The 19,966-nt window shown below is 73.3% G+C and carries 17 protein-coding genes and 1 pseudogene; all 18 read left to right on the forward strand.

All coding sequences use genetic code 11. The features are described from left to right. Positions 1-528 precede the first annotated feature (528 nt). The 18 genes and pseudogenes from ACFY7C_RS27260 to ACFY7C_RS27345 all read left to right on the forward strand — a co-directional run bounded on the left by ACFY7C_RS27260 (position 529) and on the right by ACFY7C_RS27345 (position 19,939). A complete protein-coding gene (locus ACFY7C_RS27260) occupies positions 529-1,047 on the forward strand; it encodes a DUF2617 family protein (RefSeq protein ID WP_389655225.1) in 519 nt (172 codons plus the stop codon). 109 nt (positions 1,048-1,156) lie between these two features. Next, entirely contained in the window at positions 1,157-2,896 is a 1,740-nt protein-coding gene (locus ACFY7C_RS27265; RefSeq protein WP_389655675.1) for a spermidine synthase, read from the forward strand. Between the two features lie 49 nt (positions 2,897-2,945). Further along, complete coding sequence (locus ACFY7C_RS27270; protein WP_389655227.1) at positions 2,946-3,899, forward strand: SRPBCC family protein; 954 nt, start codon at positions 2,946-2,948, stop codon at positions 3,897-3,899. Between the two features lie 57 nt (positions 3,900-3,956). Further along, the gene (locus ACFY7C_RS27275; RefSeq protein ID WP_389655229.1) at positions 3,957-4,748 is read left to right on the forward strand and encodes an aldose 1-epimerase; all 792 of its coding nucleotides are present in this window, start codon (positions 3,957-3,959) and stop codon (positions 4,746-4,748) included. A 24-nt stretch (positions 4,749-4,772) separates the two neighbouring features. Further along, positions 4,773-5,312: an orotate phosphoribosyltransferase gene (gene pyrE / locus ACFY7C_RS27280; RefSeq protein ID WP_345487061.1), complete on the forward strand. Its 540-nt coding sequence runs from the start codon at positions 4,773-4,775 to the stop codon at positions 5,310-5,312. 222 nt (positions 5,313-5,534) lie between these two features. Beyond that, a complete protein-coding gene (fbaA, locus tag ACFY7C_RS27285; protein WP_389655231.1) occupies positions 5,535-6,557 on the forward strand; it encodes a class II fructose-bisphosphate aldolase in 1,023 nt (340 codons plus the stop codon). 319 nt (positions 6,558-6,876) lie between these two features. Then, positions 6,877-7,346 (forward strand): annotated as a pseudogene (locus ACFY7C_RS27290) (aminotransferase class I/II-fold pyridoxal phosphate-dependent enzyme); the annotation flags it as partial. A gap of 146 nt (positions 7,347-7,492) precedes the next feature. Continuing rightward, positions 7,493-9,472 carry a YncE family protein gene (locus tag ACFY7C_RS27295; protein WP_389655233.1) on the forward strand — a complete coding sequence of 660 codons (1,980 nt, stop codon included), beginning with the start codon at positions 7,493-7,495 and terminating at the stop codon, positions 9,470-9,472. A 74-nt stretch (positions 9,473-9,546) separates the two neighbouring features. Further along, positions 9,547-11,049, forward strand: a complete 1,503-nt coding sequence (locus ACFY7C_RS27300) for an MFS transporter (RefSeq protein WP_389655235.1) — start codon at positions 9,547-9,549, stop codon at positions 11,047-11,049. A gap of 15 nt (positions 11,050-11,064) precedes the next feature. Next, on the forward strand, positions 11,065-11,478 hold the full coding sequence (locus ACFY7C_RS27305) for a DUF3151 domain-containing protein (RefSeq protein ID WP_389655237.1): 414 nt from the start codon (positions 11,065-11,067) through the stop codon (positions 11,476-11,478). Between the two features lie 148 nt (positions 11,479-11,626). Beyond that, positions 11,627-12,490, forward strand: a complete 864-nt coding sequence (locus ACFY7C_RS27310; RefSeq protein ID WP_389655239.1) for a DUF3152 domain-containing protein — start codon at positions 11,627-11,629, stop codon at positions 12,488-12,490. Positions 12,491-12,599: 109 nt separating this feature from the next. After that, positions 12,600-13,448 carry a tryptophan 2,3-dioxygenase family protein gene (locus tag ACFY7C_RS27315; protein ID WP_389655241.1) on the forward strand — a complete coding sequence of 283 codons (849 nt, stop codon included), beginning with the start codon at positions 12,600-12,602 and terminating at the stop codon, positions 13,446-13,448. Next, complete coding sequence (gene kynU, locus ACFY7C_RS27320; protein ID WP_389655243.1) at positions 13,441-14,661, forward strand: kynureninase; 1,221 nt, start codon at positions 13,441-13,443, stop codon at positions 14,659-14,661. The genes ACFY7C_RS27315 and kynU overlap by 8 nt, the downstream gene beginning before the upstream one ends. Before the next feature lie 115 nt (positions 14,662-14,776). Beyond that, the gene (locus ACFY7C_RS27325; RefSeq protein WP_389655245.1) at positions 14,777-15,646 is read left to right on the forward strand and encodes an alpha/beta hydrolase family protein; all 870 of its coding nucleotides are present in this window, start codon (positions 14,777-14,779) and stop codon (positions 15,644-15,646) included. A 77-nt stretch (positions 15,647-15,723) separates the two neighbouring features. Beyond that, a complete protein-coding gene (locus ACFY7C_RS27330) occupies positions 15,724-16,566 on the forward strand; it encodes an NAD(P)H-binding protein (protein ID WP_389655247.1) in 843 nt (280 codons plus the stop codon). Positions 16,567-16,686: 120 nt separating this feature from the next. Beyond that, on the forward strand, positions 16,687-18,054 hold the full coding sequence (locus ACFY7C_RS27335; protein ID WP_389655249.1) for a sensor histidine kinase: 1,368 nt from the start codon (positions 16,687-16,689) through the stop codon (positions 18,052-18,054). Further along, the gene (locus ACFY7C_RS27340; RefSeq protein ID WP_389655251.1) at positions 18,051-18,713 is read left to right on the forward strand and encodes a response regulator; all 663 of its coding nucleotides are present in this window, start codon (positions 18,051-18,053) and stop codon (positions 18,711-18,713) included. The genes ACFY7C_RS27335 and ACFY7C_RS27340 overlap by 4 nt, the downstream gene beginning before the upstream one ends. 38 nt (positions 18,714-18,751) lie before the next feature. After that, positions 18,752-19,939: a cytochrome P450 gene (locus ACFY7C_RS27345; protein WP_389655253.1), complete on the forward strand. Its 1,188-nt coding sequence runs from the start codon at positions 18,752-18,754 to the stop codon at positions 19,937-19,939. Positions 19,940-19,966: the final 27 nt, after the last annotated feature.

The raw sequence follows: 19,966 nt of genomic DNA on the forward strand, positions 1-19,966 counted from the left end.
TCACGGGGGAATCCATGGAAGCGTTTCTGATCGTGGCATTCGCGATCGTGGTGATCGGCTTCACGGCGGCGGTGTCGGGCGGCGGGTCCCGCCGGCGGAACCGGCGGGGCGGATGGTCGGGCGGCGGCGACAGCGGCGGCAGCGGCTGCGGGTCGTCCTCGTGCGGAGGTGGCGGCGGGGGCTGCGGCGGCGGAGGTGGCGGCGGGGACTGAGCGAGCCCCGCGGAGGCGGTGGGGTGGCCCGGCGGGTGGCGCAACGCCCGCCGGGCACCTTTCCGTTGGCGATGGTGGGCACCACGCGAGCGTTTCTTACTGAACAGTTGAACCCAAGAGCCCCCGAGGGGATGGAAACCACGTCAAGTTGGGTAAAAACAGAGCGAGCTGCCCACGGTTCATGGTTCCCTCGCTGTCGAGAACATCCAGCCCTCGGACCGTGTGTGGAACCGAGCCGGCGATCCCCACTCCCGGTCGAAACCCTTCACCGGGACGCCCCGGCCCACCCGTCAAACCGTGTTTGCGGAGCCGACCCATGCTCACGACCCTGAAAACCACCTACACCGATACGCGCGCGGCCGATCTGGCCTGGGCGCTGGGGCGCGACCCGCTGCCCGCGCTCGCCGTGCTCGACCTCGAACTCGCCGGAGCAAAGCTGCAGTTGCGGCTGCTCGGGGCCTCCCACCAGGTGCTCCTGGAGGAGGAGGACCGCAGTTGCTCGGAGACCGTCGCCTGCATGCCCGGCAGCAGCACCCCGCTGCCGCTGGGCGTGTCCAAGCGGGTGGGCGAGTGGGAGTACGAATTCGCGGCGCGCGTCGAGACCCTGACGCAGGGCTCGTTCGCGGGCCGCGCCCAGGAGCTCCTCGCCCTCGTCGCCGACCATCCCCACGGGCTCGCGGGGACGTTCCCCGGTTCGCCGCACGCCTTCACGGCGATGCTGGCGCAGTGCCACGAGGGGCAGGTGCGCTGGCGCACCTGGCACGCGTACCCGCAGGAAGGGCAGTTGGTGGTGACCCGGACCCGGATCGGCGCGCGGATGCCCGCGACGCTCTGACCCTCCGGCCGCCGCCGGACGCACACATGCCTCAGGTGCACTCGTTCGGGCGACAGGGCGCGATACGTGTGTGACGTAGCGTTACGGCATGACCGACCCGCCCGTGCCCATGCCCCTGCCGACCGAGCGGGCGGCGCGGCTGCCGGCGCGGCCGGGTGCGGTGCGGTATCCGGTCCTTGCGGTGGTCTTCGTCTGCGCCGCCTGCGGTCTGGTCTACGAGCTCGAACTGGTCGCCCTCGCCTCCTACTTGATCGGCGACTCGGTCACCCAGGCGTCTGTCGTGCTGTCCGTCATGGTCTTCGCGATGGGCGTCGGCTCGCTGCTGGCCAAGCGGCTGCGCTGCCGAGCCGCGGTCGGCTTCGGTCTGGTCGAGTGCGGCCTGGCGCTGATCGGCGGCTGCTCGGCGATGGTGCTGTACGCGGCCTTCGCCTGGCTGGGCGAGTCGCGGTACGTCCTGGTGGCGTTCTCGCTGGCCATCGGCGTGCTGATCGGGGCGGAGATCCCGCTCCTGATGTCGCTCATCCAGCGGGCCGGGCACGAGCGGCGGGAGCGGGGGGATCAGTCTGATGGGCATGCCGGGCAGGACGGGCATGCCGGGCAGGACGGGCAGGACGGGTCGGACCGGCGGGACCGGCCGGAGCAGCAGGACGCGGCCGGGACGGTCGCCGACCTGTTCGCCGCCGACTACGTGGGCGCGCTGGTCGGCGGACTCGCCTTCCCGTTCCTGCTCCTGCCGTGGCTCGGGCAGCTCACCGGCGCGCTCGTCACCGGCGCGGTCAACGCGGTGGCGGGCGGCGGTCTCGTCCTGTGGCTGTTCCGGCACGACCTGTCGGCCCGTTCGCGGGCGCTGCTGATCGGCGCGAACCTCGTGGTGCTCGCCGTGCTCGCCACCGCGACCGTGCTCGTCGACGACTTCGAGCGGGCCGCGCGGCGGGCGGTGTACGGGGACAGCATCCGGGTCGCCGTCCAGACCGGGCTCCAGGAGGTGGTGGTCACCGGCGAGCGGGGCGGCCCGCCCTACCTGTTCCTGAACGGCCGGCTGCGGGTCGGCGGCCATGACGAGCACCGGTACCACGAGGCCCTGGTGCACCCGGCGATGAACGGCCGGCACGCCCGCGTCCTGATCCTCGGCGGCGGCGACGGCCTCGCCGCCCGCGAGGTGCTGCGCTATCCGGACGTCCGCGCGGTCACCGTCGTCGAGCTCGACCCCGGCGTCGTCCGGCTCGCCCGCACCGACCCCGACCTGGCCGCGCTCAACGCGCACGCCTTCCGGGACCCCAGGGTGAGGGTCGTCCACGGGGACGCCTTCCGCCGGCTGCGCGGCTCCCTGCCCGAGCGGGAACGGTACGACGTGGTGATCTCCGACCTCCCCGACCCTGGCATCACCGCCAGCGCCAAGCTCTACTCGGCGGAGTTCTACGGGCTCACGGCCGGTGTCCTCGCCGACGGCGGCCGGCTCGTGGTCCACGCCGGATCCGCCGCCGCCCGGCCCCGTACGTACTGGACGGTGGACGCGACCCTGCGCGCGGCGGGCTTCGCCACCCGCCCGTACGGAGCCGGCGGGGGATCCACCCCGGGGGGAGCCCGAGGGGAAGGCTCCGGCTTCGCCGGCGGACCCGACCGGGCCGCCCGTGCCTCGGCCGGCATGGACCGGGCGGCGGGGGAGTGGGGCTTCCTGCTCGCCGCCCCCGGTGACCGGCCGCCCGCCCTCGGCCTGGCGCCGCGGGCCCCCCGGCTGCGCTCGCTCACCCCCGCCGCCCTGACCGCGGCCGGGACCCGCGTCGAGCGCACCCGCACGGGCGGGTCCGCCGGGCTGCCGCCCTCGACACTGGTGCACCCGCGGTACTGAGTGCTCGAACACGCGACGGGCGGGCCCCGGCTGAGTAGGCTCGACTCCCATGGAGCATGAGGTGTTCGTTCCGGTCCCGGCCGAGGTCCTGCGCGCCACACTGACCGACCCGGCCCGGGTCGCGCGCTGCGTCCCCGGGTTCCAGCAGGACGTCGACGAGGCGGGCGCACCCGCCCCGAAGGGCCTCGGGGACGGTCCGCCGACGGGCCGGCTGAAGGTCCGGGTCGGCGGCCACACCATCACCTACCGCGGGTCGCTGCGGATCGCCGAGAAGGACGGGCGCTTCGCCGTCGAGGGCGAGGGCACCGAGGTCCGCGGCAAGGGCACGGCCGCGCTCACGCTCACCGTCGCGCTCACCCCGGTGGCCGAGGGCACCACGCTCGGCTTCACCGGAGAGGTGGCGGCCACCGGCCGACTGGCGGAGACCGACACCGAGGCGCGGGCCGCCGCGGGAGCCCGGCTGCTCGACCGGTTCGCGGAGGCCCTGGTCGCGGTCGCGGACGTGGAGGCCGAGATGGCGGCCGAGGCGCGCGAGGCGGAGGCGGAGACGGAGGCCGCGAGCGACGACGACGGGGTCGACGACGGGGTGGACGAACCCGGCCGTCCCTCGGTCTTCGACACCCCGGTCCCGCCGCCGTCCCTGGACCCGCTCGCCGACGAGTCCTTCGACGCGGCCGCCGAGCCGCTCGACGGCCCGCTGGACGCACCCCTCGACGGACCGGTGGACGGGTCGGTCGGCGGGCCCCTCGGCGCGGGCGAGGACGAGGACGACGCGGGTCTCCGGCGCGGCGGCCCGCCCGCCGAGGCCGCGCACGCCCGGCGGACCATGATCGGCCGGAGCGCGGAGGAGGTCGACCACGCCCCGCCGCGCGGCCGCTACGCGCCCGTCCCCGCCGCCGAGACCTCCAGCGCCACGGCCACCCTGCGCTGGATCGCCCCCGCCGCCGCGCTCGCGATCGCCTCCGCCGTCGTCGTCGGGCGCGCCCTGCGCCGCCGTCGCTGACGGCCCGCCACGGCATCGGCACGGCCCCCCGAGGCCGAGATCCCCTAAGGTCGAGGCGTGAGCAATCTGACGCGACTGACGGCCGGTGATGCCGAGTTGACCATCGACCCGGAGCGCGGCTGCCGCATCGACAGCCTCCGCATCGGTGGTACCGAACTGCTCCTCCAGGGAGCGCGCTACGGGTCCTTCGTGATGGCCCCCTGGGCCGGCCGGACCGAGAACGGACGCTTCCGCGACGGCGCCACCGTCCACCGGCTGCCCGTCAGCGAGAACGCCGCTCCGCACGCCCTGCACGGCACCGTCCGGGACGTGGCCTGGAAGACCGCCGAGGTCACCGGGACGACGGCCGCCTTCACCACCGAGCTCACCGACCCCTGGCCGTACGAGGGCACGGTCACTCAGGTCTTCGAGCTCACCGAGGACGCGCTCACCCTCCGGCTCGGCGTCGAGACGGCCGGGGCCTCCTTCCCGGCGCAGGCCGGCTGGCACCCGTGGTTCCGCCGCAGCCTCGGCGGCGCGGAGGTGGAGATCGACTTCAGCCCCGCCTGGCAGGAGGAGCGCGGCGATAACCACCTGCCCACCGGGCGCCGGATCGATCCGACGCCCCGGCCCTGGGACGACTGCTTCGGCATGCCGGGCGGCGTGGACGTCACGCTCACCTGGCCGGGCGAGCTGGAACTGCGGCTCACCAGCCGGGCCGAGTGGGTCGTGATCTACGACGAGCCGGAGGACGCCGTCTGCGTCGAGCCGCAGTCCGGGCCTCCGAACGGCCTCAACACCCTTCCGCGCCTGGTCACCGCGATCGACCCGCTGGAGGTCGAGACGACCTGGACCTGGCGGCGGCTCTGAGCGGGCGGCTTTAAGCTCGTGCGCATGACTGACGTACGCGCTGAGCTGCTCCAGCAGATCAAGGACAAGGCCGTGGTGCACGGCAAGGTGACCCTCTCGTCGGGTCGTGAGGCCGACTACTACATCGACCTGCGCCGGATCACGCTGGACGGCGAGGCCGCGCCGATGGTGGGCCAGGTGATGCTGGACCTCACCGCCGACCTGGACTTCGACTGCGTGGGCGGCCTCACCCTGGGCGCCGACCCGGTCGCCACGTCGATGCTGCACGCCTCCGCCGCGCGCGGGCAGCGCCTCGACGCCTTCGTCGTCCGCAAGGCGCAGAAGGCCCACGGCATGCAGCGCCGGATCGAGGGAACGGACGTCAAGGGCCGTCGCTGCCTGGTGGTCGAGGACACCTCGACCACCGGCGGCTCGCCGCTGACCGCCGTCGAGGCCGTGCGCGAGGCCGGCGGCGAGGTCGTCGCGGTGGCCACGATCGTGGACCGCGGCGCCGCCGGTGCCATCGCGGAGGCGGGCCTTCCGTACCTCACCGGTTACGAGCTGTCGGATCTCGGACTGGCGTAGCCGCCACGAAGTCGTGACCTGGGCCCCCGAGCGGGCCCGAACCTTGTCCGACCTGCTGTTTTGCCGAGGGGTGGAGTGTTTCACGTGAAACACTCCACCCCTCGCCGCGTCCTGCCTGTGGGACCCCGGGGAAGAGTCTGGAAGGATGGGGGCGACGATGACGTCGCCCCCATGGTCAGGGACAAGCAACGCACACCCCCGCACATCACAAGGAGCGGACGAATGCCCATCGCAACCCCCGAGGTCTACAACGAGATGCTCGACCGGGCGAAGGCAGGCAAGTTCGCCTACCCGGCCATCAACGTCACCTCGTCCCAGACGCTCCACGCGGCCCTGCGCGGTTTCGCGGAGGCCGAGAGCGACGGCATCATCCAGATCTCGACCGGTGGTGCCGAGTTCCTGGGCGGCCAGCACAACAAGGACATGGTCACGGGCGCCGTCGCCCTGGCCGAGTTCGCGCACATCGTCGCCGCGAAGTACGACATCACGGTGGCGCTGCACACCGACCACTGCCCGAAGGACAAGCTGGACGGCTATGTCCGCCCGCTGCTGGAGATCTCCGCCGAGCGCGTGTCCCGCGGCGTGAACCCGCTCTTCCAGTCGCACATGTGGGACGGCTCCGCCGAGACCCTCGCCGACAACCTGGCCATCGGCCAGGAGCTGCTCGCCAAGGCCGCGGCCGCCAAGATCATCCTCGAGGTCGAGATCACCCCGACCGGTGGCGAGGAGGACGGCGTCAGCCACGAGATCAACGACGAGCTCTACACCTCCGTCGACGACGCCATCCGCACCGCCGAGGCCCTGGGCCTGGGCGAGAAGGGTCGCTACCTGCTGGCCGCGTCCTTCGGCAACGTCCACGGCGTCTACAAGCCGGGCAACGTCGTGCTCCGCCCCGAGCTGCTCAAGGACCTCCAGGCGGGCGTCTCGGAGAAGTTCGGCAAGGCCTCCCCGTTCGACTTCGTCTTCCACGGCGGCTCCGGCTCCACCGCCGAGGAGATCGCCACCGCCCTGGAGAACGGCGTGGTGAAGATGAACCTCGACACCGACACCCAGTACGCCTTCACGCGTCCGGTGGCGGACCACATGTTCAAGAACTACGACGGTGTCCTGAAGGTCGACGGCGAGGTCGGCAAGAAGTCCACCTACGACCCGCGCACCTGGGGCAAGCTCGCCGAGGCCGGCATGGCCCAGCGGGTCGCCGAGGCGTGTGTCGCGCTGCGCTCGGCCGGCACCAAGCTGAAGTAGCCGCCCGCTTGTGCGAACGGGTCCGGCGCCACGAAGGTGGTGCCGGGCCCGTCGTCGTATCCGGAAGTGAGGCGTGGTGCCGGACGTGGAATCCCTCGGCTTCGACGTCGATTTCGACTTCGACTTCGACCGCGAGACGGACCGGCGCGGGACCTGGTCGGTGCTTGGGGTCTCCCCACCGAAGGTAGGGGAAGGGTAAGGCCTGTCCGACCGCTTCGGCGTCCCCGACCTGCTGCCCTTCACCATCTCCGACATGGACTTCGCCTCCCCGCCGGCCGTCCTCGACGCCCTGCGCGCGCGGGTCGACCACGGGGTGTTCGGCTACAACTTTCCCGCGCTCTCCGGCTCGTACGGCTTCCTCGGCGACCCCGACGAGCGCGCCGCCTTCGTCCGCCGCATGGAGACCGGCGAGGGCCTGGCCCCCCCCGGCCGTGCTGTCCCTCACCGCCCACATCGCCGCCTACCGGCACGGCGCGCCCTGGCTGGACGCGCTCCGGGCGTATGTCGCCGGAACCATGGAGCTGGTCCGCGAACGGCTCGCCGACGGCCTGCCGGAGGACGACCGGACCCCGCCGCAGGCCGGCTACCTCGCCTGGATCGACCTGCCCGCTGGGCGTCGAGGAGTCCGCGCTCCAGGAGGAGCTGGTGACGACCGAGCGGGTCGCGATCATGCCGGGCGGCGTCTACGGCACCCCGGGCTTCGTCCGGCTCAACCTCGGCTGCCCCCGGGCCAAGGCCGAGCGGGGCGTCGACGCGCTGGGGCGGGCGGCGGCGCGGCTGCGGACATGAAGCGACGACCTGGCTGATTTATCGACTTTCCTGAACTTGACGCGTGAACGGATACCGGGAGGCGCGCCGTCAGAGGCGTGATCTAGGCTGCGCTCACCGTGCCCCGCTCTCGGGGTGCGAAGGATCATGTGGGGGGTCACATCATCGTGCGCAAGCGCACTCTCTCGACCGCGACGGCTTTCGCGGTCCTCTTCAGCTCCGTGGCACTGGTCGCGGGCACGGCGGGCACGGCGTCCGCCGACACCGCGAAGGTGCTGCCGGTGTCGTCCACGGGCGACATCGTGGTGGACGGCGTCCACCAGAAGGTCTTCATCAGCGACCCGGTCGGTGGTCAGCTGGTCGTCACGGACTACGCCGGCACGGTCCTGGCGACCGTTCCCGGCCTGCCCGGCGTCGAGGGCCTGGAGATCTCGGCCGACTCGTCGCGCGTCTACGCGGCCGTGGCGGGCAACGGCACGATCGTCGCGGTGAACACCCAGACGCCGTCCGAGTTCGTCGCCTACGACCTCGGCGAGGCGGAGAAGCCGGCCGACCTGGCCATCGCCGGTGGCAAGATCTGGTTCGGCTACCACGGCGACATCGGCTCGCTCGACCTGAGCGGCGCCGAGCCGGTCGTCACGCTCGCCCAGGGCGACGGCATGAGCTTCACCTCGTCCCGACTGGGCTCCAACCCGGCCGCGCCCAACGTCCTCGTCGTGGGGTCCGCTGGCGTCAGCCCGGTGACCCTCGCCGTGTACGACGTGTCGACCGGTACTGCCAAGCGGGGAGCCACCGGTGGCGGTGGCAGCGAGATCATGAGCTACCTGGACGAGCTCGACGTGACGCCCGACGGCAAGCACGTCGTGACGGCGAGCGGCTCCCCGCACGACCACCCGGTGTTCTCGACGCAGGACCTCTCCCTGGCCCTGCGCTACCCGAGCAACGACTCCGGCCGGGCGGTGGACATCGCCGCCGACGGCACGGTGGCCGCGGGCACGAGCTCCTGGTACGGCCCGGACCTGCACATCTACCGTCAGGGCGACACCAAGGCGGTCCGCCAGTACGACTTCCCGAACACGGGCGGCACGACCGGCGGGGACACCCTCTCGAACAGCGCCCTGGCCTGGGCGCCGGACAAGAGCAAGCTGTTCGCCGTCTCGGAGAACTACCCGGGCGTGCGCACGCTGCGCGTCTACGACGGTCCCGCGCTCTCCGCGCCGGTCGTCACCGTCAAGGCGCCCGCCACCGCGGTCCGCGCCAAGGCGCTCACCGTCACCGGCACCGTCACGTCGTCGGTCGCGCTGCCCGCCGGCGCGCAGGTCTCCGTGACCCGCTACGACCTGGAGTCGCCGCAGGGCAAGGCGCTCGCGCCCGTCACCCTCGGGGCGAACGGGGCGTTCTCGTTCACCGACGTCCCGCAGGCCGGCGGCACCGTCACGTACAAGGTCGCGTACGCGGGCGACGCGGAGCACACGGCCGCCGCCGGCACCGGTGTCGTCAAGGTGTCCCGCAACCGGACCGCCCTGACGCTCGACCGCAACGGCACGCTCGTCAACTACGGCACCACCGTCACGTACACGGCCACGCTCGGCCCGACGTACAAGAACCGGACGGTGGAGATCTGGGCCGACCCGTGGGGGCCGGAGCCGAAGCGGCTGCTCAAGCGCGGCACGGTCAACTCGGTCGGCAAGCTGTCGGCGTCGATGTGGATGAACCGCGACACCACCGTCACCGCGGTCTTCGCGGGTGACTCGCGCAGCGACGTCGCCGGGGCCAAGTCCGGCGTGTACACCAAGGCCGGTGTCTCCACCTCGCTGCAGCGCCACTACAAGTGGACCAAGATCGGCAACACCTGGTACCAGACCTTCCGCCAGACCGCCGACCCGCAGATCACCACCTGGCACAACGCCTACCCGGGCCGGCACACCAGGCTCGACCTGCAGTTCTGGTACGCGGGCGCCTGGCACCCGGTCGCGTCCGACTTCTTCGGGCTCGACCGGTACGGCAAGTCGTACGTGTCGCTCGACGGCGACGGCGCGGCCGGATACCGCTTCCGCGTCCGCTCGGCGTACATCGACGGCGCCTCCGGTGACAACGTGAACGCCACGGTCTACGGCCCGTGGAAGCACTTCAACTTCACGCGCTGATCACCGCTCCGACCCGAGGGCCCCGTCCGCCGTTCCGGCGGGCGGGGCCCTCTCGCGCGCGGGACCATGCAGGCATGGACATCCGGCTCGCCTCGGGAACCGGGCGGTGGATCGTGTTCACGACCGTCCTCGGCTCGGGGATGGCGCTGCTCGACTCCACCGTCGTCAATGTCGCGCTGCCGCACATCGGCGAGGACCTGGGCGCCGATCTGGCCGCCCTGCAGTGGACCGTCAACGCCTACATGCTCACCCTCGCGGGCCTGATCCTGCTCGGCGGGGCGCTCGGCGACCGGTACGGGCGGCGGCGGGTCTTCGTGATCGGCACCGTGTGGTTCGCGGCCGCCTCGCTGCTGTGCGGGCTCGCCCCGAACGCGGGCGTGCTGATCGCCGCCCGCGCCCTCCAGGGCGTCGGCGGGGCGCTGCTCACGCCCGGCTCGCTGGCGCTCATCCAGGCGAGCTTCCACGAGGACGACCGGGCGCGGGCGGTCGGTCTGTGGTCCGGGTTCGGCGGGGTGGGGGCGGCGGTCGGGCCGTTCGTCGGCGGCTGGCTGGTGGACGGTCCCGGCTGGCGGTGGGTCTTCCTGCTGAACGTGCCGCTCGCCCTGGTCTGCGTGCCGGTGGCGGTCCGGCACGTGCCCGAGTCGCGGGACGAGACGGCGCACGGCCGGTTCGACGTGCTCGGCGCGGTCCTCGGTGCCTCGGCGCTGGCGCTGGTGACCTACGCGCTGATCGGCGAGGCGTGGTGGGCGGGCGTGGCCGGGACGGTGGTCGGCGCCTGGTTCGTGGCCGTGGAGCGGCGGCGCGGCGAGGACGCGATGGTGCCGGCCTCGATCTTCCGGTCCCGGCTGTTCACCGCGGTGAACCTGGTGACGCTGTGCGTGTACGCGGCGTTCGGCGGCTTCTTCTTCCTGGCGGCCCTCCAGCTCCAGGTGGTGTCCGGCTATTCGGCGCTGGGCGCCGGCACGGCGCTGCTGCCGACGACGGTCCTGATGCTGCTGCTGTCCGCGAAGTCCGGCGAGCTGGGCGAGCGGACCGGGCCGCGGCTGCCGCTCACGGTGGGGTCGCTGCTGTGCGCGGCGGGCATGCTGCTGATGCTGCGGGCGGGGGAGGCCCCCTCGTACGTGGCGGACGTGCTGCCCGCCCTGCTCGTCCTCGGTCTGGGCATGACCACGCTGGTGGCGCCGCTGACCGCGACCGTGCTCGGCTCCGTGGACGTCTCCCGGGCGGGCCTGGCGAGCGGCATCAACAACGCGGCGGCGCGGGCGGCGGGCCTGGTCGCGGTCGCGGCGCTGCCGCTGCTCGCGGGCATGGGCCCGGAGGCGTACCGCTCGGCGGCCGAGTTCGGTGCCACCTTCCGGCGGGCCATGCCGATCTGCGCCGGGGTCCTGGTGGCGGGCGCGGTGCTCGCCTGGTTCACCCTGCGCGTCCCGGCCCGGCCCGGCTGCCACCCGGAGTGCCGGGTGCACTGCGGGGTGACGGCCCCGCCACTCGACCCGGGCCGTGCGGGGGAGAAGGGCCCGCCCGGGGCGTCCCAGGAGCGGCCCGGCCCGCCCGGCGGCCAGGGCGGCGCGGGCTGAGGCAGACTGGGGCGCATGGCCATCCACGAGAACCTGCTGGGGGGACCGCCCCCCACCCACCTGCCGGACGACCCGGAGCCGCGTGAGCTCCTGGCCGCCGGGACCGCGCCGGCCGACGTCGCGGCGAAGTACCCGACCTCCTCGCTCGCCTGGGCGCAGCTCGCCGACGACGCGTACGAGGGCGGTCGCGTGATCGAGTCGTACGCCTACGCCCGTACCGGCTACCACCGGGGCCTCGACGCCCTGCGCCGCAACGGCTGGAAGGGCCACGGCCCGGTGCCGTGGGAGCACGAGCCGAACCGCGGCTTCCTGCGCGCCCTGCACGCGCTGGCCCGTGCGGCCGGTGAGATCGGCGAGAAGGACGAGCACGAGCGCTGCTCGACCTTCCTGCGGGACTCGTCGCAGACGGCGGCGGACACGCTGGGCTGACGCGCTCGAGCCCTCCGGGCACCCTTCACGGAATGCCCCCGCCCCGTCCTCGGGGTGGGGGCATTCCGGACAGAACCTCCTCGCGGCGTTCGAGCGTGTTCGAAACGGCCGGTACGATCCTTCGGACCGCACGCAGGGGGGAACTGTCTTGGGGAAGCGGGCCGCGACGGGGAGTCGCCGGAGAGGGAGACAGCGGAGCGCACGGCGGTCGAAGAGACGGCTGGTCCTTCCCGTGCTCGCCCTCGCGCTGGTGTCGCTCGGCGGCGGGGCCGCGCTCGCCCACTACAACGGCCGGGCCGACGTCGCCGCTCCCGCGCCCGGTCCGCCGGCCGCCGGGCCGAGCACGCAGACCACCACGGCGCCCCCGCCGTCACCGAGGCCCACTCCCACCCCGACGCCCAAGCCCACGCCGACCCCGAAGCCCACGCCGAAGAAGACCGATGTGCCCAGGGCGGGCGCCGGCACCTTCACCACGGCCCGTGCCACCGGCGACGCCGTGGGCACCGGCGGCTCGCTGCGCCGCTACCGCGTGCAGGTCGAGGACGGCATCGACGTCTCCGCCGGCGAGGCCGCCGAGGAGATCCAGCGGATCCTCGCCCATCCGCGCGGCTGGGCCGCGCACGGCCGCGGCCGGTTCCAGCTGGTCACCGAGAACGCCGACTTCGTCATCCGGATCGCCACCCCGGACACCGCGGACCGGCTGTGCGCCGCCAACGGCATGAACACCCGCGGCGAGCTGAACTGCGAGACCACCTCCGGCGTCGTGGTGAACCTCAAGCGCTGGCTGCTCGGCTCGCCGACCTTCGCGGGCCCGGCCGCCGAATACCGGCACCTGATCATCAACCACGAGGTCGGGCACGAGATCGGCATCCGGCAGCACATGGGCTGCCCGGGGCCCGGCAGGCTCGCACCCGTGATGATGCAGCAGATCAAGGGCCTGCACGGCTGCCGTTCGAACGCGTATCCGTATGACGAAGACGGGATCTACATCACCGGGCCGATCGTGTCATGATGCGCGTGGGAGTGCGCGCGACGACGCCCGCCTCCCGAGGGGACCGGGGCTCCGTCGTCACACGGAAGGAGCGGACCGCTACCCGGAAGTACGTATCGAGGAGACAGAAATGTCAGCCTTCCCCGATGCCTCCGGAGCCGGTGCGGTCGACGCGCCGAACCTCGACTTCGCGGGCACCACGCCGTACGAGGACTATGTCCAGGCGGACGTCCTCACCCACCTCCAGCACCTGCGCTCGGACGACCCGGGCGAGATGGTCTTCCTGGTCACCACCCAGGTCATGGAACTGTGGTTCACGGTGATCGTCCACGAGTGGGAGACGGCGAGCCACGCCCTGCGCCGCGACGACGTGCCCGTCGCCATGGACGCGCTCAAGCGGTCCGTGCGCGAGCTGGAGGCCCTGAACCACTCCTGGCGGCCGCTCGCCCAGCTCACCCCGGCCCAGTTCAACGCCTACCGCGGCGCGCTCGGCGAGGGCTCGGGCTTCCAGTCGGCGATGTACCGGCGCATGGAGTTCCTGCTCGGCGAGAAGGCGGCGTCCATGCTGGTGCCGCACCGCGGCGCGCCCCGCGTCCACGCCGAGCTGGAGAAGGCGCTCCAGGAGCCCAGCCTCTACGACGAGACGCTGCGCCTGCTCGCCCGGCGCGGCCTGCCGGTGCCCGCCGAGGTCCTCGGCCGTGACCTGGCGCTGCGCTACGAGCCGAACGCCGAGGTCGAGCGGATCTGGGCCGGGATCTACGCCGACCCCGACCAGAACGGCGAACTCGTCCGCCTTGGCGAGGCGTTGAGCGACGTCGCCGAGCTGGTCTGGCGCTGGCGCAACGACCACCTGGTGGCCACCCGGCGCGCCATGGGCGCCAAGACCGGCACCGGCGGCTCGGCGGGCGTGGCCTGGCTGGAGAAGCGGGCCCAGAAGAACGTGTTCCCCGAGCTGTGGACGGCGCGCAGCCATGTCTGACACCTCCCGCGTCACCGACGGCCTCATGGAGCGGGCCGCACGGCTCGACGCGGCCGACGAACTGGGCAAGCACCGCGAGAAGTTCGCCCTCGACGACACGACGTACCTCGACGGCAACTCGCTCGGCGCGCTGCCCGCCCACGTCCCCGCCCGCATGGCCGACGTCATCGCCCGCGAGTGGGGCGAGCTGCGCATCCGCTCCTGGGACGAGTCCGGCTGGTGGACCGCGCCCGAGCGGATCGGCGACCGGATCGCGCCCCTCGTCGGCGCCGCCCCGGGGCGGATTGTGGTCGGCGACTCGACCAGCGTCAACGTCTTCAAGGCGGTCGTCGCGGGCACCCGCCTCGCGGGCGAGGGACGGGACGAGATCCTCGTCGACGCGACGACCTTTCCCACGGACGGGTACATCGCCCAGTCGGCGGCCCGCATGACGGGTCACCGGATCGTGCCGCTCGACCCGGCCGAGATACCCGGCGCGGTGAGCGGCCGCACCGCCCTCGCCCTCGTCAACCACGTCGACTACCGCACCGGCCGGCTCCAGGACCTGCCCGGCCTCACGGCCGCCCTCCACGCGGCCGGCGCGCTGGCCGTCTGGGACCTGTGCCACAGCGCCGGCGCCCTGCCGGTCGGCCTGGACGAGCACGGCGTCGACCTGGCCGTCGGCTGCACGTACAAGTACCTCAACGGCGGCCCCGGCGCGCCCGCGTACCTGTACGTCGCCGAGCACCACCAGGGCCGCTTCGACTCGCCGCTGCCCGGCTGGAACTCGCACGCCGACCCGTTCGGCATGACCCCGGGCTACCGGGCCGCCGAGGGCGCGCTCCGGGGCCGGGTCGGCACGCCCGACATCCTGTCGATGCTGGCCCTGGAGGCGGCGCTCGACGTCTGGGACGGGGTCCGGATCGAGGACGTGCGGGCCAAGTCCCTCGCCCTCACCGACTTCTTCCTGGAGTGCGTACGGGCCTACGCCCCCGAGGGCCGGGTGGTCTCCGTGACCCCCGAGGCGCACGGGGAACGCGGCAGCCAGGTCGCCCTGCGCTGCGACGAGGCGCCCGCGGTGATGGCCGAGCTGATCCGGCGCAGGGTGGTGGGCGACCTGCGCCGTCCGGACGTCCTGCGGTTCGGCTTCACCCCGCTGTACGTCGGTTTCGCGGACGCGGAGCGGGCGGCGCGGGTGCTGGGCGAGGTGCTGCGGGACATCCCTCCGGCATAGGTCGGATCATCTCCTGATCGCGTGATCTGCGGGTGCCGTACTCCTGGTACGGTCCCCGCAGGTCAGGCCGATGAGTTCGTCAAAGTCGGCCCCGTTCGAGGAGGTTGGAAGCAGCATGCCGGACCCCGCCGCGCGCGACGCCGCCGAAGAAGCGTCGGCCTTCTCGCACCCGGCCGTCGCCCCGGACGCCTCCGCCGCCTACGGCGCGCACCCCGACCAGGTCGTCGACTTCTACGCCCCGCGCGACGGCCGTCCGTCCGCGCCGCTGGTCGTCGCCCTGCACGGCGGAGCGTGGCGGGCGCCGTACGACCGGCAGCATCTGACCCCTTTCGTGGACTTCCTGGCCCGGCGCGGCTTCGCCGTGGCGAACGTCGAGTACCGGCGCGGCGGTGACATCCCCCGCCAGGGCGGGACGGGCCCGGTCGCCGGCCGCTGGCCCGAGACCTTCGACGACGTGGCGGCGGCGCTGGACGCCGTGGCCGGCCTCGCCGCGGAGCACCTTCCGCAGGCCGACCCGCGCCGGATCGTCCTCACCGGCCACTCCGCCGGCGGCCACCTCGCCCTGTGGGCCGCCGCCCGCCACGTCCTGCCCGCCGGCTCGCCGTGGCGCCTGCCCCAGGCGCCGGCGCTGCGGGGCGTCGTGGCACTGGCCCCGATCGCCCACTTCGACCGGGCCGTGGAGCTGGACGTGTGCGGCGGCGCCGTGACCCAACTGCTCGGCGGCGCCGACCAGTTCGCGGCGCGCTCCGCCCTCGCCGACCCGTCCCTCCTCCTCCCCACGGGCATCGCCACGACCGTCGTCCAGGGCCGCGAGGACGTCGACGTCCCGGCCGCCGTCGCGGACGCCTATGTGGAGGCGGCGGCCAAGGCGGGCGAGACGGTCGGCCTGACGCTCCTGGAGGACGTCGGCCACTTCCCGCTGATCGACCCGGCGGCCGACGCCTGCGCGGTGGTCGCCGAGGAGATCGCCCAACTGGCCTTCTGAGGACGCGGACGAAATCCGCCCGCGGGGACGGGAATCGAGGACAGAGGCTGACCGCGATCCCTCCTAACGTCGACCACATGACAGACACCACGAAGATCCTCGTCAGCGGCGCCACCGGAACGGTCGGCCGCCAGGTCGTCGCCGAGCTCCTCGCCCGCGGCCACGCGGTCCGCGCCCTCACCCGGGACGCGGACCGGGCCCGCGCCGTGCTCCCCGCCGAGGTGGAGATCGCGGTCGGCGACCTCACCGACCCCGACGCGCTCACCGGCGCCCTCGACGGCGTCACCGGCCTGCACCTCATCACCTTCGGCGGGGCCGCCTTCAGCCCGCTGGAGACCGGGCCCCGGATCGTCGAACTGGCGCGGAAGGCCGGTGTGCGCCGGGTGACCGTGCTGCACGGCGGCGAGGACACCCCGCTGGAGCGGGCCGTGCGGGAGAGCGAGGGCCTGGACTGGACGGTGGTCATGCCCGTCGAGTTCATGTCCAACGCCCTGGAGTGGGCGCCGGGCGTCCTCGCCGACGGCGAGGTCCGCGAGCCGTTCACCGACCGGCTCAGCGCGATGGTGCACGAGGGCGACATCGGCGCGGTCGCCGCCGTCGCCCTCACCGAGGCCGGCCACGCGGGCCGGTCGTACGTCGTCACCGGGCCCGAGGTGCTCACCCTGCGGGACAAGGTCGACACCCTGGCCGCCGCGAGCGGCAGGACGATCCGGCTCGTCGAGCTGTCCCAGGAGCAGGCCGAGGCGCAGTGGCGGTCGGCCGGCCTGCCCGACGAGGTCATCGGGTTCCTGCTGGGGGCGTACGGGGACACCCCCGAGGTCGGCCGTACGGTCAGCGACACCGTCGAACGGGTCACCGGCCGCCCGGCGCGGACCTTCGCCCAGTGGGCCGCCGAGCACGCGGACGCCTTCCGGGCCTGACCGGCGAGCGGGCCGCCGAGGCCGACGGGCGCGTGGTCCGGCGGGGGGCGCGTAGTCCTCAGGGGGGACGGGGAAGGATCCGCATCCAGCCGGACGCCCCCGTCCTCCGCTCCCCGTACGGTGGCATGCGTGACCGAGACCCAGACCACCGGATCGAGCCGCAGCCCCGAGCTCCGCCTGACGCTGAAGGCGCTCGGCGGTCTGCGCGCGGACCTCTTCGACGACGCCTTCGCCTACCGCCCGCTACCACGCATGGACGTGGAGAAGGGCCCGACCCGCTTCCTGCCGGAGCGGATACGCGCGCACGCCGGCCTGCTGCCGCACGCCGTCGTCGCCTTCCTGGCGCTGATCGTCTTCTTCATGGGCTACGAGACCGTGCACGGCCAGTTCGCCCCCCTGGTGCTGGTGTACGCGTCGGTGCCGACCGTCGTCGTGCTGCTCACCCTCGTCCGCCCGGTCCTCGCGTTCTGGGCCTCGCTGGCCACCACGCCCTTCCTCGCGTACGCGGGCGGATACGGCGACGGCTGGCCCTGGCCGCCGAACTCGTTCGCCGCGCACCTCGTGGTGCTGGTCGTCGTCGCGGCCCGCACCCGGCCCCGTACCGCCGGCTGGATGTGGCTGGTCACGGGCTGCTACGCCCTCTTCGCCACCATCGTCTTCGGCGGCTACGGCACGGACGCGCCGCAGATGATGTTCTTCTCCGCACTGTTCCTGCTGGTCGTCGCCTTCCGCCAGGTCCGCCGCGACGCCGCCCGCGAGGTCAGCGTCCAGCAGTCGGTGACCGCCGTCGAGCGCTCCCGGCGCACCCAGCTCGAGGAGCGCACCACCATCGCCCGCGAGCTGCACGACGTGGTGGCCCACCACATGTCGGTGGTCGCCATCCAGGCCGAGGCGGCCCCCTACCGGGTGGAGAACCCGCCGCCGGAGCTGGAGCAGGCCTTCGCCACCATCCGCGAGAACGCGGTGGCCGCGCTGACCGAGCTGCGCCGCATCCTCGGGGTCGTACGGGCCGAGGACTACGAGGCGCCCGACGCGCCGCAGCCCACGCTCGCCGACCTGGACGGCCTGATCGCGAACGTCCGGGAGGCCGGTCTCGAGGTCGGCCTCACGGTGACGGGCTCGGTGCGGGAGCTGCCGCAGGGCGTGGAGCTGTCGGCGTACCGGATCGTCCAGGAGGCGCTGTCGAACGTGCTGCGGCACGCGCCCGGCGCCCCGGCGCAGGTGGAGGTCAGCCATGTCCTCGGCGGCCTCGGCCTGCGCATCGCGAACGGCCCGGCCCGCGGTCTGGTCAAGGCCTCGCCGGGCGCCGGGCACGGCCTCACCGGGATGCGCGAGCGGGTCACGATGCTGGGCGGCGAGATGACCGCCGAGGCGACCGCCGACGGCGGCTACGAGGTCACCGTCTTCGTCCCGGTGGCCCGGGAGCAGGTCCGTGACGAGGCCCATGACGCGGCCCGTGGCGAGGTCCGAGAGGAGACGCGGCCGTGATCCGGGTCCTGATCGTCGACGACCAGATGATGGTCCGCGAAGGCTTCTCCGTGCTCCTCGGCGCCATGCCGGACATCGAGGTCGTCGGCGAGGCGGTCAACGGCCGCGAGGCCGTCGCCCAGGTCGCCGCCCTCCGCCCCGACGTGGTCCTGATGGACATCCGCATGCCGGAGCTGAACGGCATCGACGCCACCCGCGAGATCGTCGCCGCCGACGCCGACGCGAAGGTGCTGGTGCTGACCACCTTCGACCTGGACGAGTACGTCTACCAGGCGCTGCGCGCCGGGGCCTCCGGCTTCCTCCTCAAGGACGCCTCGGCCCGGCAGCTCGCGGAGGGCGTCCGGGTGGTAGCGGCCGGTGAGGCGCTGCTCGCCCCCACCGTCACCCGGCGGCTCATCACCGAGTTCGCCAAGTCCTCGGCCGTCTCGCCGCGACCGCCCGCGCTGGCGCGGATCGGCGACCTGACCGAGCGCGAGACGGAGGTGCTGGTGCTGATCGCCCAGGGCCTGTCCAACGCGGAGATCGCCGACCACCTCGTCGTCGCCGAGTCGACCATCAAGACGCATGTGAGCCGGATCCTGGTGAAGCTGGGCCTGCGCGACCGGACGCAGGCGGCGGTCTTCGCGTACGAGGCGCGGCTGGTGCGGGTCGGCGGATGACCCGGTCACCGGCCCGGCCGCGGGGGTAGCGTCCGTCCATGGACGCTGCTTTCGACCCCTGGTCCGCGGAGTTCGTCGCCGACCCCTGTCCCGCGTACGAGCGGCTGCGGGCCACCGGCCGCGCGCACTGGTTCGCGCCGACCCGCCAGTGGCTGATCCCGCACTACGAGGACGTGTCGGCGCTGCTCAGGGACCGCCGCCTGGGCCGTACGTACACCCACCGCTTCACCCACGAGGAGTTCGGCCGTCAGGCCCCGCCGGCCGCCCACGAGCCCTTCCACACGCTCAACGACCACGGGCTGCTCGATCTGGAGGGCGCCGACCACACCCGGATTCGGCGGCTGGTGTCGAAGGCGTTCACCCCGCGCACGGTGGAGGAGCTGGCGCCGACGGTACGGCGGCTCGCCGCCGGTCTGGTGGGGGAGCTGGTGGCGGCGGGCGGCGGCGATCTGCTCTCCGCCGTCGCGGAGCCCCTGCCCGTGGCGGTGATCGCCGAGATGCTCGGGATCCCGGAGGACGAGGAGGAGCGGGGGCGGCTGCGGCCCTGGTCGGCGGACATCTGCGGGATGTTCGAGCTGAATCCCCCGGAGGAGACGGCCCGCCGGGCGGTGCGTGCCTCGATCGAGTTCTCCGACTATCTGCGGGAGCTGATCGTCCGGCGGCGCAGGGACCCGGGAGCGGATCTGATCTCGGCGCTGATCGGCGTCGAGGAGCTGACGGAACAGGAGATGATCTCCACCTGTGTGCTGCTCCTGAACGCCGGCCACGAGGCGACGGTGAACACCACCGTCAACGGCTGGTGGACGCTCCTGCGGCACGAGGTGCGCCCCGATCCCGAAAAGTTGTCCACAGCTGTGGAAGAACTTCTGCGCCACGACACCCCGCTCCAGATGTTCGAACGCTGGGTCCTCGACGACATCGAGATCGGCGGCCAGGTCATCCCGCGCGGTTCCGAGGTCGCCCTGCTCTTCGGCTCCGCCAACCGCGACCCCGCCCGCTTCGGCCCCACCGCCGACCGGCTCGACCTCACCCGCGCCGACAACCCCCACCTCTCCTTCGGCGCCGGCGTCCACTACTGCCTCGGCGCCCCGCTCGCCCGACTCGAACTGACGGCAGTCTTCGGCGAGTTGCTGCGCCAGGCCCCGGACCTGCGGCTCGCGGCGGAACCGGTCCGCAAGCCGGGCTATGTGATCCGGGGCTTCGAGGCGCTGATGGTGGAGGTGTGACGGGGCCGCGGGCCTCGGCCTGGGCTC

The sequence above is a fragment of the Streptomyces sp. NPDC012769 genome, assembly GCF_042901205.1.
In the GTDB taxonomy this organism is placed as follows: domain Bacteria; phylum Actinomycetota; class Actinomycetes; order Streptomycetales; family Streptomycetaceae; genus Streptomyces.